Consider the following 14925-nt stretch of genomic DNA (forward strand, 5'->3'; position numbering starts at 1 on the left):
CACAAGCTTGGATGGTCATCTCCTCAATCAGGCGAATGACGAGGCGTATCGCAAAAATGGAATTTTGAGTCGGGCTCTCAGCAACATGAGGTGACGGAGATTACGCGATCCGATGCAGGCGCCAAAAATCTAACTGTAACGACGTCTGCACTAGAGCGCATAATCGAGCGTTCCAAAGCCAATAATGAAAAGTCTATTTGTTTTGTGACTGGCGTCCCGGGTGCTGGTAAGACGTTAGCCGGTCTTAACATCGCCACCACTCGTGCTCGCAAATATGAGGATGAACATGCTGTTTTTCTATCTGGAAATGGCCCGCTCGTAGATGTGCTTCGTGAAGCGCTTGCGCGAGATGAAAGCAGGCGCCATTGTATTTCAAAATCTGATGCATATCGGCGTGTTTCCAGTTTCATCCAGAACATTCATCATTTCCGCGATGACGCTCTGCGGGATAAACAGGCTCCGATCGAACGGGTTGTCGTATTTGATGAGGCACAACGCGCATGGACGAAAGATCAAACCTCTAAATTTATGAAGAACAAACGTGGAATTTCTGATTTTTCTATGTCTGAACCGGAATTCCTAATCAGTGTGATGGATCGCCATGATGATTGGTGCGTTATCATATGCCTGATCGGTGGTGGACAGGAAATCAATACGGGTGAAGCTGGGCTTGCCGGTTGGTTGTCCGCGTTTGAGCACTCTTTTAAAGATTGGCACATCTACATCTCGGATCGTGTTGGCAAAGAGGATTATCCTGCTAACACGTCATGCTTGCAGATGGAGCTGCAAAACGATTTGCATCTATCTGTTTCTATGCGTTCTTTTCGTGCTGAAGCATTATCCGAATTTGTTGGGCATGTGGTGAATAATCGCCCAGATGAGGCAAAAAACGCCTATGCCAAAATTTCAGAACGTTATCCGATCAAACTTACACGTAGGCTAGATGAGGCCCGTGCCTGGCTACGTACACAAGCAAGAGGTAGTGAGCGCTATGGCTTGCTTGCCTCGTCTGGCGCGATACGATTACGACCTGAGGGTATTCATATCAAAGCTAAAATTGATCCGCCTACATGGTTCTTGAACAACAAATCCGATGTTCGATCATCTTATTATTGTGAGGAAGTTGCCTCGCAATTTGATGTCCAAGGGCTGGAACTTGATTGGGCTGGCGTATGCTGGGATGCAGATTTTCGTTATATTGGCAATGATTGGGGGAGTTTTTGTTTCAAAGGAACGCGTTGGCAGAATGTTCACTCCAATGAAGATCGGGATTTTCTCCGCAATGCTTATCGCGTAATTTTGACACGCGCACGCCAGGGAATGATCATCTTTGTACCAAAAGGTGATCAGGCCGACCCGACACGTCCACCGGAATATTATGATGATACTTTTGCGTTTCTGAAGTGTTGTGGTTTAGAAGTATTATAGTCCTAAGGTAGTAACCACATCATTGGTTGACGAAATAATACATAGTTGGATGCTACCTTGGTAGCATATACAAATACAGATACTAACTCGACCTTTTGCAGGTAATGAATTCATGTAACACAACTGTACTCGCCAGCAAGACAAGCCAGATCACTTCGAATGAAAGCGGCTTTAGGCCTTCAGCTCTTCCAGCACCAGATCGAGCGCGGCAAGCACTGTCGCATGGCGTATTTCTGCGCGGGTACGTGCGCCAAAGCGACATTTCCTATGGCGTGTCGGGTGGTTTTTGTGGGCACAGGCCATGTGCACAAGGCCAACAGGCTTTTCTTCCGAGCCGCCGCCGGGGCCGGCAATACCGGTGACGGCAATGGTAATGTCTGCGCGGGAATGTCTGAGCGCCCCTTCGGCCATGGCAATGGCGACTTCTCTGGAGACAGCGCCAACGCTATTGATCAGTTCCATTGGAACGCCGATCATTTCATTCTTGGCTTCATTCGAATAGGTGACAAAACCACGGTCAACTACATCGGAAGAGCCTGCAATATCGGTGAGGGCAGCCGCAATCATGCCGCCGGTACAGCTTTCGGCCGTGGCGACCATGAGACCAGCCTTGCGGCATTCATCAAGAAGCTGAACTGCTTTTTCCTCGGCAATAAGCATGCTCATTCTGGAACCTCGCCCGGATAGATGACTGTTGCCGTGGCAATGGCGGCGATGCCTTCACGTCGGCCGACAAAACCCAGCTTTTCATTGGTGGTCGCCTTGATTGAGACGCGGTCGGCCGCAATACCAAGCATATCGCACAATGCTTCGGTCATGGCGGCACGGTGCGGGCCGATCTTTGGCGCCTCGCTGATGATGGTGACGTCGACATTGGCGATTCTGCCGCCTGCCGCACGCACGAGTTTTGCAGCATGTTCGACAAAAATGCGGGAGGCCGCTCCTTTCCATTGCGGATCAGACGGCGGAAAATGCGTACCAATATCGCCAGCCCCTTGCGTGGCAAGCAGGGCGTCGGTGAGGGCATGCAAGGCAACATCGGCATCGGAATGGCCATTGAGCCTTGCCTCATGCGGTATTTTTACCCCGCACAGCGTGACATGATCTCCCGGCTCAAAGGAATGGACATCATAGCCGTTGCCGGTGCGTATATCCGGAAAGAAGAGACCATTCTGGCGCAATCGCTGATCTGCCATTTCAATATCCTTTGCCCAGGTCAGTTTGGTGTTGTCGGCCGAGCCTTCTATGATTCGAACCGCAAGGCCACGCCATTCTGCAATGGCTGCATCATCGGTAAAATCGGTTCTGCCGATGGCGAATGCAGCTTCATGCGCTGAAAGAATGGGGAGAAAGGGAAATGCCTGTGGCGTTTGTGCGGCATAGAGGCCCGCGCGCGGGATAGTCATCTTCACGGTGCCGTCGGCATTGGCCTGCTTGAGTGTATCGGAAACGGCAAGGGCAGGCAGGACACCCGCATCCGGCGCAAGTCGGGCGACGATGCGCGCAAGCAGATCCCGGTTGATGAACGGGCGTACACCATCATGAATCATGACATAATGCGGGGCCTTGTCTTTCAAGGCAAGAAGGCCGAGCCGGGTTGATTCCTGACGTGTCGGGCCACCGGAAATGACTTTAACTTTTTGCCGCAATTCTTTGATATGATGATCAAAAATATCATAATCATCCTTGTGGATGACGACGACCACATCATCAATCAGGCCACTTTGGGCAAAGGCCTCGATCGTATGGGCAAGCACGGCCTTGCCTCCGATGCGGCGATATTGTTTTGGCCCTTCCGCACTCTGGCCGGCGCGCTCACCGCGACCTGCGGCCACTATGACTGCTGCTACTGTAGAAATGACTGTTACCTCAATCTGGGCAGGTTGAAAGCGTTAAATCTAGGGATAATGCTTTGTAAGACTGATTGCCAGATACACATTCATTTTATCGTGTTGTAGGTACAGCTTTCGCTTGCGCACATTTCTAAAATGATTAAAATATGTGCTAAAGTATTTTCGCACACGAATTAGGCAGAACCTTTGAGTTTCATCGAACAGGCCTTGACCCTTCGCAACGTGGTGATCAGGAACCGCGTATTTCTGGCGCCTATGTCTGGCGTCTCCGATCTGCCGTTTCGCAGGCGGGCGGCGGAAGCAGGTGCCGGCATGGTCGTATCGGAAATGGTTGCGAGTGCCGAGCTTTGCAACCGGCACAGGGAAAGCATGTTGCGGCTTTCCGGCGATGGACTTGGGCTGCATGTGGTCCAGCTTGCCGGACGTGAGGCGCGCTGGATGGCGGAGGCTGCCAGGATTGCGGCCGGCGAGGGCGCAGACATTATTGATATCAATATGGGCTGTCCGGCAAAGAAGGTGACGGGCGGCTATTCCGGTTCAGCCCTGATGCGCGATCTTGATCATGCAATGACGCTGATTGAGGCAACGGTAAATGCTGTTGATGTGCCAGTGACATTGAAGATGCGCCTTGGCTGGGACGAGAACAGCATCAATGCACCGGAATTGGCTGCACGGGCAGAAAATGCCGGTGTGGCGATGGTGACGGTGCATGGCCGCACACGCAACCAGTTCTACGAAGGCAAGGCGGACTGGGACGCGATCCGCGCCGTACGCGATGCGGTAAAAATCCCCCTTGTTGCCAATGGCGACGTTGCCTCGCGTGCCGATGCGGAAGAAATCCTGCGCCGGTCCGGGGCGGATGCCGTCATGGTCGGACGCGCTTCCTATGGTCAGCCATGGCTTGCCGGACTCATTGCCGGAGCGGATCATGCGCCCCGCACAAATCTGGAAAAACTAGATTATATTATAAGGCATTATGAGGATATGCTAAACCATTATGGTAGCAGGACAGGCATTCGTCATGCCCGCAAGCATCTTGGTTGGTATCTCGACTGCCATGCTTCTGCGCTCTGTGGTCCGGCCGACAAGGCGCATGTGATGACACTGGTTGATCCTGCGGCTGTCATTGCTGCCTTGCAGGATATTTTCAGACGTGATCCCGCAGATCGGGAAGCTTACAGGAAGGTCGCGTAATGCGCGGGAAAAGTGATACAGCCGGCATTCCCTCCATCATACTGGATGCCATCAGCCAGCCAGTCATCATGGTCGGGGCCGATAATTATATCGCCTATGCCAATCTGGATGCCGAACAGTTCTTTCGGTCTGGCTTGTCCATTCTGGCGCGCAACAAGCTGGAAAACCTCCTGCCTTTTGGCAGTCCGCTCCTGTCACTGGTCGAGCAGGTGCGCAAAACCCATGTGCCGGTGAACGAATATCGCCTTGATCTGTCATCGCCGCGTCTTGGACCTGAGTGCATTGTTGATGTGTTCGTTGCTCCTGTTGCCGAAATGCCGGGTGCCGTGGTTCTCCTGTTCAAGGAAAAGACCATGGCGGAAAAGATCGACCGCCAGATGACTCATCGTGGTGCGGCGCGTTCTGTCACAGGTCTTGCTGCCATGCTGGCGCATGAAATCAAGAATCCGCTGTCCGGCATTCGCGGCGCAGCACAATTGCTGGAACAGGTTGTCAGCGACGATGATAGGGCGCTGGCGCGTCTCATCACCGACGAGACCGACCGCATTGTTTCGCTTGTCGATCGCATGGAAGTCTTTTCGGATGAACGTCCGATTGAACGCACGGCGGTCAATATCCACGTCGTGCTGGATCATGTGAAGGCCATTGCGCTTAATGGCTTTGCGCGCAAGATCCGCTTTGTCGAAGATTATGACCCATCCCTGCCACCGGTCTACGCCAATCGCGACCAGCTGGTGCAGGTCTTTCTCAATCTGGTCAAGAATGCCGCCGAGGCGATTGGTACGCGCGAAGGTGGCGAAATTGTTCTGACGACCGCCTATCGCCCCGGCATTCGCGTTCAGGTGCCGGGCGCCAGCGACCGTGTGGCGCTGCCGCTGGAATTCTGTGTACAGGACAATGGCCCCGGCGTGCCGGAGGATATGCTGCCGCATCTGTTTGATCCATTTGTCACCACAAAGACCAATGGTTCGGGACTGGGCCTTGCCCTTGTTGCCAAGATCATCGGCGATCATGGCGGCATCATTGAATGCGACAGTCAGCCATCCCGCACCATCTTTCGTGTCCTCATGCCAGCCTGGAAGGAAAACAACAATTCGGCCGGCACGAAGGAAAGCAATATTGCAAATACTGGAGATCAAGCATGAGCGCAGGACGTCCAACCGGAACAGTTCTGGTCGCAGACGATGATGCGGCTATTCGCACGGTTCTCAACCAGGCCTTGTCGCGTGCAGGCTATGATGTCCGCGTAACATCCAATGCAGCTTCGCTTTGGCGTTGGGTATCGGCCGGTGATGGCGATCTCGTTATCACCGACGTGATGATGCCGGATGAAAACGGCTTTGATCTGCTGCCACGCATCAAGAAGATGCGGCCAGATCTGCCGGTCGTGGTGATGAGCGCGCAAAACACCTTCATGACGGCCATTCGAGCCTCGGAAGCCGGCGCCTATGAATATCTGCCAAAGCCTTTTGATCTCACCGAACTGATCAATATTGTTGGCCGCGCCCTGTCTGAGCCCAAGGGCCAGAAAACGAAGAACATTACCGATGATCAGACGGAAAACATGCCGCTCATCGGACGTTCGCCGGCCATGCAGGAGATATACCGCGTTCTGGCGCGCATGATGCAGACGGATCTGACCATGCTGGTGACAGGCGAATCCGGCACGGGCAAGGAACTTGTTGCGCGGGCGCTGCATGAATATGGCCGGCGCAGCAAGGGCCCGTTCGTGGCCATCAATATGGCGGCCATTCCGCGTGACCTGATTGAGTCAGAGCTGTTTGGACACGAAAAGGGAGCTTTCACCGGGGCACAGAACCGCTCATCTGGCCGGTTTGAACAGGCCAATGGCGGCACGCTGTTCCTCGATGAAATTGGTGACATGCCGATGGAAGCGCAGACCCGTCTTCTGCGTGTGCTCCAGCAGGGCGAATATACTACAGTTGGCGGCCGCACGCCGATCAAGACCGATGTGCGTATTGTGGCGGCAACCAACAAGGATCTGCGCCAGCTGATCGCACAAGGCCTATTCCGCGAAGATCTTTATTACCGCCTGAATGTCGTGCCGCTGCGCCTGCCACCCCTGCGCGAACGCAGCGAGGACGTACCGGATCTTGCCCGCCATTTCTTCAAGAAGGCGGCGGAAGACGGCCTGCCGGAAAAACGTATCTCCGCAGCCGGGTTGGAACTGATGCGCCGATACCCATGGCCCGGCAATGTACGCGAACTGGAAAATCTCATCCGCCGTCTGGCTGCCCTTTATCCGCAGGAAGAAATCAGTGCCGAGATCATAGAAGCCGAACTGCGCTCGGAGTTTGAACAGTCGGCTGCACCGGCTGGCGCTCCGGTGACGAATGAGAACATCACGATTTCACAAGCGGTTGAACTCAACATGCAGCGCTATTTTGCCTCTTTTGGCTCGGAACTGCCGCCACCCGGACTCTATCATCGCGTGCTTGCCGAAATGGAATATCCGCTGATCCTTGCCTGTCTGACGGCAACACGCGGCAACCAGATCAAGGCGGCCGATCTGCTTGGCGTGAACCGCAATACGCTGCGCAAGAAAATTCGCGAGCTCGGCGTCAATATCTACAAGGGAACCCGGCCCTGATCCGGCCGGGCATTCAGAGCAATAGAGATTTTCACCGAAAGGCTGTGTTGCTCCGGCATACTGTTTTTCGCATTGCCGGGCGGAAAACCGGTTTCCACTTTTCCAGAAACCGCTTTATTTGCCCAAGCGCTCGACAATCTCCACGCGCCGGTTTCTGGCGCGTCCTTCCTCCGTGCGATTGCTCGCAACCGGCGCCATCATGCCCGCACCGGCAGCCACAAGGCGGCTGCGGGCAAGGCCGTGGTTCTTGACCAGATGATCGACCACAGCCTGCGCCCGGCGTTGTGACAGGGCAAGATTATAATCGAATGTGCCTTCACCATCGGTATGGCCGACCACCAGAACATTGAGTTCCGGCCTGCCAGACAGCAGACTTGCCAGCTCATTGAGCTGGGGCAGTGATTCCGGTTTCAGCTCTGCCTTGTCGAAATCAAAATAAATGCCGTAAATGGCAACCTTGCCATCTGCATCCAGACTTTGCTGCAACTGGTCAGCCGCCAGAACCCTGATCTTGTCTTTCTCCATGGGCTTTGCTTCAACCACTGTGACGGCAAGATGCGGGCGCAGCGGCTTGCTCTGGGTTGGCTGTATCTCAATGCCAAGAATGGCGACCGTGACCTTGCCTTCCGGCTGGTCCCGCTCGGCAAGAATATATGTCGTCGTATCCCAGACGGGCAGCATGCCAACCTTGCCGCGCGCCTTGTCCCAGAAAGCACCAGCACCGCCCGGCGCACAATCGGACGCCTTGAAACAGCTGAAACGTATCTTGAACCCCTTATCTGTCAGTGCGGCTTCAAAATTGCGCATCACCTCCAGTGCCGAGCGATTGTCCGGACCTTCATAGCCAAGCGATGTAATCTTGCCGGAAAAATCGCCAAGCCATGTGCTGGCATCGTCCTTCTTGCCGCGTTCAAGCACTTTGACCGGCAGGCTGATCTCGTCATATTCCTTGGTTTCCTGAAAATTGATCCGCGCACCATCATAGCGCCCAACCAAAGGATGATCGCTTGCTCCCTTGATGTCTGCCGTCTCTGCCAGAGCGGGAGAGAGCATGACGCCAAGAATGACGAACAAGGCTGATGCGTGCTTGCAGGACTTGAGCATATTGACCCCTCCAAACCCATGCACAATCAGAAGACAGAATGTGGCAATGCGCCCAAATTGCAAATGGGCTTTTTACAAGGCGTGGCGTTTTTTCCGCACGGTTTGCCTTGCAAAAACCAAATATTTTTATCTTAACTCTATCGAGCGTTGCAGTTGCGCCACAATGGCGTTGCATCTATGCAACGCTATTGGCTATCTTGAGGCATCATGGACTCATTGAAACCGGATCAGACAGTGCAGATGGAACAGGGCGGCGAGGGGCGCAGGCTTCTGGCCTTACCGGGCATCATCACGGTTATTTCCGCATTGGTGACCGCATCGATTTCCTTTGCGATCCTGATCGATGTGACGCCGATTTCGCCGGGGCGTACGGTGACGCTGACATTGGTGATCGTCAATGTCGCGCTGATCCTGTTCCTGATCATGCTGATCTGCCGCGAGCTTTACAATATTCTCTCGGCGCGGCGCATGGGCAAGGCGGCCTCGCGGCTGCATGTGCGCATTGTCGGGCTTTTTTCGCTGATTGCCTCGGTGCCTGCCGTTGTGGTGGCGATTGTCGCCTCGATCACGCTCAATCTGGGGCTTGACCGCTGGTTCGACAATAATACGCGCGATATTGTCAGCTCCTCCCTGCGGCTTTCCAATGCCTATATCCAGGATACGACACTCAACCTGCAAAGCACCACCTATTCGATGCTGCAGGATCTGGATCAGCAGCGTACGCTTTACAGCCTTGATCGTGGTGGCTTCATCCAACTCATGACGTTGCAGGCGCGTGGCCGCGGCCTTCTGGGCGCATTCTTGCTGCGTGAGGACGGCACACCAATCGTCAAGAGCAATACCGGCTTTGAAAACAAGCTGCCGCCGCCGACCGCGGAAGCCCTGGCTGAAGTCCGTCAGGGGCGCCCCTTCTTCATTGCGCCGGGCAATACGAATTTCGTCGGCGCCTTGATGAAGATGCGCGAAATTCCTGACGCCTATCTTTATACAGTGCGGGCGATTGATCCGCAGATTCTTGCCGCCATGCACCTGATGGATGCCAATACCAAGCGCTATCAGGAAATGGACGCCAACCGCATTCCGACCCAGATCGCCTTTGCGCTGCTCTATTTCGGCCTGACGCTGATCGTGCTTCTGTCCGCGATCTGGACGGGCATTGCCGTGGCTGACAGGCTGGTGCGTCCAATTCGCCGCCTGATCAGCGCAGCCGACAAGGTTGCCTCCGGTGATCTGGATGCGTCGGTGCCTGTGCGCAGCTCCGATGGCGATATTGGTGCGCTTGGCCGCACTTTCAACAATATGGTGTCGGAGCTGAAGAGCCAGCGCAACGAGCTGATCTCGGCCAAGGACCAGATTGACGAACGGCGCAGATTCTCTGAAGCTGTGCTTTCAGGCGTTACGGCTGGTGTGATCGGCATCGATATGGCCGGCCATATCACGATTCTCAACCGTTCGGCAGAACATATGCTTGGCGTGACCTCTGAACAGGCTGTCGGCAAGACGCTTTCCAGCATTGCGCCGGAAATCGGACAGGCGTTTGAACTGGCGCGCTCGACGCATCGCACCGTGCACCGCGAGCAGGTGACAATGACGCGCCTTGGCCATGCCCGCACCTTCAATGTGCAGGTTACGGAAGAAGATGCCGAGACTGAGGATCATTCCTATGTCGTAACCGTCGATGACATTACCGATCTGGTTCAGGCCCAGCGTTCTTCTGCCTGGGCGGATGTGGCGCGGCGCATTGCGCATGAAATCAAGAATCCGCTGACCCCCATCCAGCTTTCGGCAGAGCGCATCCGCCGCCGCTATGGCAAGGTCATTACCGAGGATCGTGAAGTGTTCGATCAGTGTACCGACACGATCATTCGTCAGGTGGGCGATATTGGTCGCATGGTCGATGAGTTCTCGGCCTTTGCCCGCATGCCGAAGCCGGAAATCAAGCTGCTGGATGTGCGTGAGCCTCTGCGTGAAGCCTCCTTCCTCGTTGAAGTGAGCCGCAGCGATATCCGTTTTGAAAATGATTTTGGTTCCGAACGTCTGATCGGCGAGTTTGACAGTCGCCTGATCGGACAGGCTTTTGGCAATATCATCAAGAATGCCAGCGAAGCCATTGACGGCTTGCCGGCCGAATTGCGGCGGGAAGGCCATATCCTCATTCGCTCCTACAGAAAAGCCTCCGACATTGTTGTCGAAGTGATTGATAACGGTAAGGGACTGCCGCGAGATGACCGGCAAAAACTGCTCGAACCCTATATGACCACACGTGAAAAGGGCACGGGGCTGGGGCTCGCCATTGTTCGCAAGATCGTTGAGGAACATGGTGGACGCCTCGAACTGCATGATGCGCCAGCCTCGTTCTATGCCGGGCGTGGCGCCATGATCCGTACGATTTTCCCCACAACGGACATCACTGTGCCGGCTGATGAGGAAGGCAAGGACATGAACCAGGTAATGGGACAGGTGAACTGAAATGGCAGCCGATATTCTTGTTGTTGACGATGAAGCGGATATTCGGGAACTGGTTGCCGGAATCTTGAGCGATGAGGGGCATGAGACGCGCATGGCACATGATTCCGACAGTGCGCTGGCAGCCATTGGCGACCGTGTGCCGCGTCTGGTTTTTCTCGATATCTGGTTACAGGGAAGCCGTCTCGACGGTCTGGCCTTGCTGGACGAAATCAAGAAGCAATATCCCGACCTTCCGGTAGTCATGATTTCCGGCCACGGCAATATTGAAACGGCCGTTTCCGCCATCCGTCGAGGCGCCTATGATTTCATCGAAAAGCCGTTCAAGGCCGATCGTCTGATCCTTGTCGCCGAACGCGCGCTGGAGACTTCCAAACTCAAGCGTGAAGTGTCCAATCTGCGCAAGCGTTCCGGCGAGGACCTGGAACTGATCGGCAATTCGCTGGCCATGAACCAGTTGCGCCAGACCATAGAAAAGGTGGCGCCCACCAACAGCCGCATCATGATCATCGGGCCATCGGGTGCCGGCAAGGAGCTGGTGGCGCGCGCCATCCATGCCCAGTCCAGCCGCGCCAATGGTCCCTTTGTCACGGTCAATGCCGCAACCATCACGCCAGAGCGCATGGAAATCGAGCTGTTCGGCACGGAAATGGATGGTGGTGAGCGCAAGATCGGCGCGCTTGAGGAGGCCCATGGCGGCATTCTCTATCTGGATGAAGTCGCAGACATGCCGCGCGAAACCCAGAACAAGATCCTGCGTGTGTTGGTCGACCAGCAGTTTGAACGCGTCGGCGGCACCAAGCGCGTCAAGGTGGATGTCCGCATCATCTCCTCAACGGCGCAGAATCTGGAAGGCATGATTGCGGAAGGCACTTTCCGCGAGGATCTCTATCATCGCCTGTCCGTTGTGCCGGTTCACGTGCCGCCCTTGGCCGCCCGCCGCGAGGATATTCCCTTGCTGATTGACTATTTCATGAAGCAGATCGCTGATCAGGCCGGCATCAAGCCGCGCAAGATCGGCCCGGATGCCATGGCGGTGCTGCAGGCGCATAACTGGCCCGGCAATATCCGCCAGTTGCGCAACAATGTGGAGCGTCTCCTGATCCTGTCGCGTGGCGATGACCCGGACAGTGTCATTACGGCGGATCTTCTGCCGGCCGAAATTGGCGACGCCATGCCACGCGCGCCAACGGAATCTGATCAGCATATCATGGCGCTGCCGCTCAGAGAGGCGCGCGAACGCTTCGAGAAGGAATATTTGCTGGCGCAAATCAATCGTTTTGGTGGCAATATCTCCAGAACGGCAGAATTTGTCGGCATGGAGCGCTCTGCGCTGCACCGCAAACTGAAGTCGCTTGGCGTATAGTCTGACAGTCAGACGGAAAGAGCAGTACGGATATGCGCGTCATCGTCTGTGGAGCGGGGCAGGTTGGCTATGGCATTGCCGAGCGCCTGTCGGCCGAATCCAATGATGTCTCGGTGATCGACACATCGGCCCATCTGATCGAGGTGGTGCGCGATACGCTGGATGTGCGCGGCTTTGTCGGTCATGGTTCGCAGCCGGATGTGCTGGCGGCGGCAGGTGCCAATGAAGCCGACATGATCATCGCGGTGACACTGTCTGACGAGGTCAATATGGTGGCCTGTCAGGTGGCGCATTCTGTCTTCAACGTGCCGACCAAGATCGCCCGCATTCGCGCCCAGTCCTATCTGAAAGCCGAGTATCAGGATCTTTTCCTGCGCGAAAACCTGCCGATCGACGTGATCATCTCGCCAGAAATAGAGGTGGGCGAGGTGGTTCTGCGCCGCATCGCGCTGCAGGGCGCCACCGACATCATGCGCTTTGCCGATGAGAAGGTCATCGGCCTGGCCATTGAATGTCTGGAGGAGTGCCCGGTCATCAATACGCCGCTGCGCCAGTTGACGGATCTTTTCCCGGATCTGGCGGCAACTGTGGTGGGGGTTGTGCGCAATGACAGCCTGTTCATTCCGCACTCATCGGATGAACTGCAGGCAGGCGACCTTGCCTATGTGATCGCAACGCGCGAACAGGTGCGCCGCACGCTGGCACTGTTTGGTCATGAAAAGCCGGAAGCCAACCGCATCATCATTGCAGGCGGCGGCAATATTGGCCTTTATGTCGCACAGGCGATTGAACAGCGCGGCTGGAACACGCGCGTCAAGCTGATCGAATCCGACCATGACCGCGCCCTGGCCATTGCCGATCAGTTGAGGCGCACCATGGTTCTGCATGGCAGCGCGCTTGACCCTAACCTGTTGCAGGAAGCCGAAGTCCAGGATGCCGATCTTCTGGTGACGCTCACCAATCAGGATCAGGTCAATATTCTTGCCAGCATCATGGCCAAGCGACTGGGCTGCAAGTCCAACATGGCGCTGATCAATACAGTCGCCTATCAGGATTTTACCCATATGGTCGGCATTGATGCCTTCATCAATCCGAAGGCGGTGACGATCTCGAAAATCCTGCAGCATGTCAGACGTGGCCGTATTCGCGAAGTCTACAGTGTCTACAAGGATATGGCCGAGATCATCGAGGCCGAGGCACTGGAAACCTCATCGCTTGTCGGGGTTGCCCTGCGCGATCTCGATCTGCCTGATGGTCTGCGCTTTGGTGCCATTTATCGCGACGGCAAGGTCATCAGCCCCAATGGTGATCTGCGCATCAAGCCAAAGGATCGTGTCGTCATCTTTGCAACGTCTGAAGCGGTCAAGCATGTCGAACAGATGTTCCGCGTCAGTCTTGAGTTTTTCTGATCGCGCATGCGTCGATCATCGAGGTAATAAGGCTTTCTTCATGGATATCTGTACTTTCTGGCATGGGGCACGTCTGCGCGACGTTGATCGCATCTGTCTTGCTTCGATGATCATGACCGGCCAGCGCGTCAAATTGTTTGCCTATGCCCCGATCGAAAATGTGCCGGAAGGGGTGGAATTGCATGATGCTGAAACCATTCTGCCGCAAGCAGCCTTCAGACGGCTTGATCCCGCCTATCCTGATCTGGAAAACAAGCTCACCATCGTGCAGTTCAGCGATATTTTCCGCATCATGCTGATGAAGCATCGGCAAGGCGTGTGGCTTGATACGGATGTGTTTCTGTTGAAACAGTTTCACCCTGATCCGGCCAGGCCCTATTTTGCGCGCGAAAATCGCTTTCGCGTCGGGGTTTCGGCACTTTATTTTCCGCCCGATCATCCGGTTATTGCCGAGTTCGACAACTATATGGCGGGTGATTATCCGTTGCCGCGTTGGCTTGGGATCAGGCGTGGTCTGCTTCGCCCCTTCTGGTATCGCCTGACCGGACAGCCCGTAACACCTGCCAGCATTGGCATTACCATCTTTGGCAATGACGGCATCTCGCGCCTCGCCAAGAAATATGGAATTTTCAAGAATGCGGCCCCACAGAAGAATTTCTATTACTGGGTCGGCAAGCAGGCTACGCGCATTTACGATCCGGCTTATGGAGTTGAATGGAAAAATGACCCCTGTGTGATAGGTTTCCATATCCATAAAAAACACAAGGGGGTGGTTTCCATTCAGCCGGGCAGTTTTTACACATGGGCGATTGAGCAGACCCATCTCCTGCTCGAAGGCAATACAACGCCTAATGCATAATCTTGCGCTGCTCTCTACCCGGGGATGGTAACAGGACGAAAAAATGCCAGTTGCGAAAAGATCGCAGTCCTGTTAACCCGTTAATGGCTGTAAACTAGAAGATTTACGCAATTTCTACTGCAATCAGGTGTTGATATCTTTTTCAAACACACTTGATTTGCCTATTGGTAAATGCTCGACTGTAAAGAGCGTTACGAGTGATCGAAAAAGGAATAAGAACAATGGCTGAACGATCGCAAAACCTGCAGGATCTATTTCTAAATTCCGTCCGCAAACAGAAAATTTCGTTAACGATCTTTTTGATCAATGGCGTAAAACTCACGGGCATCGTTACTTCCTTTGATAATTTTTGCGTATTGCTGCGTCGTGATGGTCATTCCCAGCTTGTCTACAAGCATGCAATTTCGACCATAATGCCAAGTCAGCCAGTACAGATGTTCGAAGGCGAAGAAGCCTGATTGTCTCCGGCTTTCGGATCAGGGAGCGTCTGGTTCCGCCAGGCGCTCTTTTTCTTTTCATATTCCGATTTGCGCCATCCGGATATTGCATTTATTTTTCAAAACGGTCTGCTTTCATTTGAAAACTGCAGGCAGGAAACGTATCTCAAGCGCATTGGATCAGCCTTTCCGGAGTAA

12 protein-coding genes are annotated in these 14925 nt (G+C 54.6%); 9 read left to right on the plus strand and 3 right to left on the minus strand.

Annotated elements, in window-relative coordinates; translation table 11 throughout:
* Positions 1-90 precede the first annotated feature (90 nt).
* A complete protein-coding gene (locus tag ACFO1V_RS07245; RefSeq protein ID WP_374832600.1) occupies positions 91-1428 on the plus strand; it encodes a DUF2075 domain-containing protein in 1338 nt (445 codons plus the stop codon).
* A gap of 171 nt (positions 1429-1599) precedes the next feature.
* Here the strand turns inward: ACFO1V_RS07245 and ACFO1V_RS07250 are convergent, their stop codons facing one another.
* Positions 1600-2094: a CinA family protein gene (locus ACFO1V_RS07250; protein ID WP_374832598.1), complete on the minus strand. Its 495-nt coding sequence runs from the start codon at positions 2092-2094 to the stop codon at positions 1600-1602.
* A complete protein-coding gene (locus ACFO1V_RS07255) occupies positions 2091-3302 on the minus strand; it encodes a bifunctional 2-C-methyl-D-erythritol 4-phosphate cytidylyltransferase/2-C-methyl-D-erythritol 2,4-cyclodiphosphate synthase (protein ID WP_374832608.1) in 1212 nt (403 codons plus the stop codon). The genes ACFO1V_RS07250 and ACFO1V_RS07255 overlap by 4 nt, the downstream gene beginning before the upstream one ends.
* Before the next feature lie 165 nt (positions 3303-3467).
* On the opposite strand from ACFO1V_RS07255, the gene dusB reads away from it, so the two are divergent.
* Genes dusB through ntrC form a run of 3 tightly spaced genes read left to right on the plus strand, consistent with a single transcriptional unit; the run spans position 3468 to position 7086 of the window.
* Entirely contained in the window at positions 3468-4475 is a 1008-nt protein-coding gene (gene dusB / locus ACFO1V_RS07260; RefSeq protein WP_374832596.1) for a tRNA dihydrouridine synthase DusB, read from the plus strand.
* Positions 4475-5620 (plus strand): two-component system sensor histidine kinase NtrB, encoded by a 1146-nt coding sequence (locus ACFO1V_RS07265; RefSeq protein WP_374832594.1) that lies wholly within the window; start codon positions 4475-4477, stop codon positions 5618-5620. The genes dusB and ACFO1V_RS07265 overlap by 1 nt, the downstream gene beginning before the upstream one ends.
* Entirely contained in the window at positions 5617-7086 is a 1470-nt protein-coding gene (ntrC, locus tag ACFO1V_RS07270) for a nitrogen regulation protein NR(I) (protein ID WP_374832592.1), read from the plus strand. The genes ACFO1V_RS07265 and ntrC overlap by 4 nt, the downstream gene beginning before the upstream one ends.
* 114 nt (positions 7087-7200) lie before the next feature.
* On the opposite strand, the gene ACFO1V_RS07275 is transcribed toward ntrC, so the two are convergent.
* On the minus strand, positions 7201-8190 hold the full coding sequence (locus tag ACFO1V_RS07275; protein ID WP_374832590.1) for an OmpA family protein: 990 nt from the start codon (positions 8188-8190) through the stop codon (positions 7201-7203).
* 207 nt (positions 8191-8397) lie between these two features.
* Here ACFO1V_RS07275 and ACFO1V_RS07280 point away from each other — a divergent pair, with 207 nt between their 5' ends.
* From ACFO1V_RS07280 to hfq, 5 genes are all read left to right on the plus strand, one after another.
* Positions 8398-10659, plus strand: coding sequence for a sensor histidine kinase NtrY-like (locus tag ACFO1V_RS07280; protein ID WP_374832588.1), 2262 nt, complete (start codon positions 8398-8400; stop codon positions 10657-10659).
* A gap of 1 nt (position 10660) precedes the next feature.
* Complete coding sequence (gene ntrX, locus ACFO1V_RS07285; RefSeq protein ID WP_374832586.1) at positions 10661-12022, plus strand: nitrogen assimilation response regulator NtrX; 1362 nt, start codon at positions 10661-10663, stop codon at positions 12020-12022.
* 32 nt (positions 12023-12054) lie between these two features.
* Complete coding sequence (gene trkA / locus ACFO1V_RS07290; protein ID WP_374832584.1) at positions 12055-13431, plus strand: Trk system potassium transporter TrkA; 1377 nt, start codon at positions 12055-12057, stop codon at positions 13429-13431.
* Between the two features lie 40 nt (positions 13432-13471).
* Positions 13472-14290, plus strand: a complete 819-nt coding sequence (locus ACFO1V_RS07295) for a glycosyltransferase family 32 protein (RefSeq protein WP_374832582.1) — start codon at positions 13472-13474, stop codon at positions 14288-14290.
* 221 nt (positions 14291-14511) lie between these two features.
* Positions 14512-14748, plus strand: coding sequence for an RNA chaperone Hfq (hfq, locus tag ACFO1V_RS07300; RefSeq protein ID WP_002964239.1), 237 nt, complete (start codon positions 14512-14514; stop codon positions 14746-14748).
* Positions 14749-14925 lie beyond the last annotated feature (177 nt).

The sequence above is a fragment of the Daeguia caeni genome (genome assembly GCF_042653845.1).
GTDB lineage: Bacteria > Pseudomonadota > Alphaproteobacteria > Rhizobiales > Rhizobiaceae > Brucella > Brucella caeni.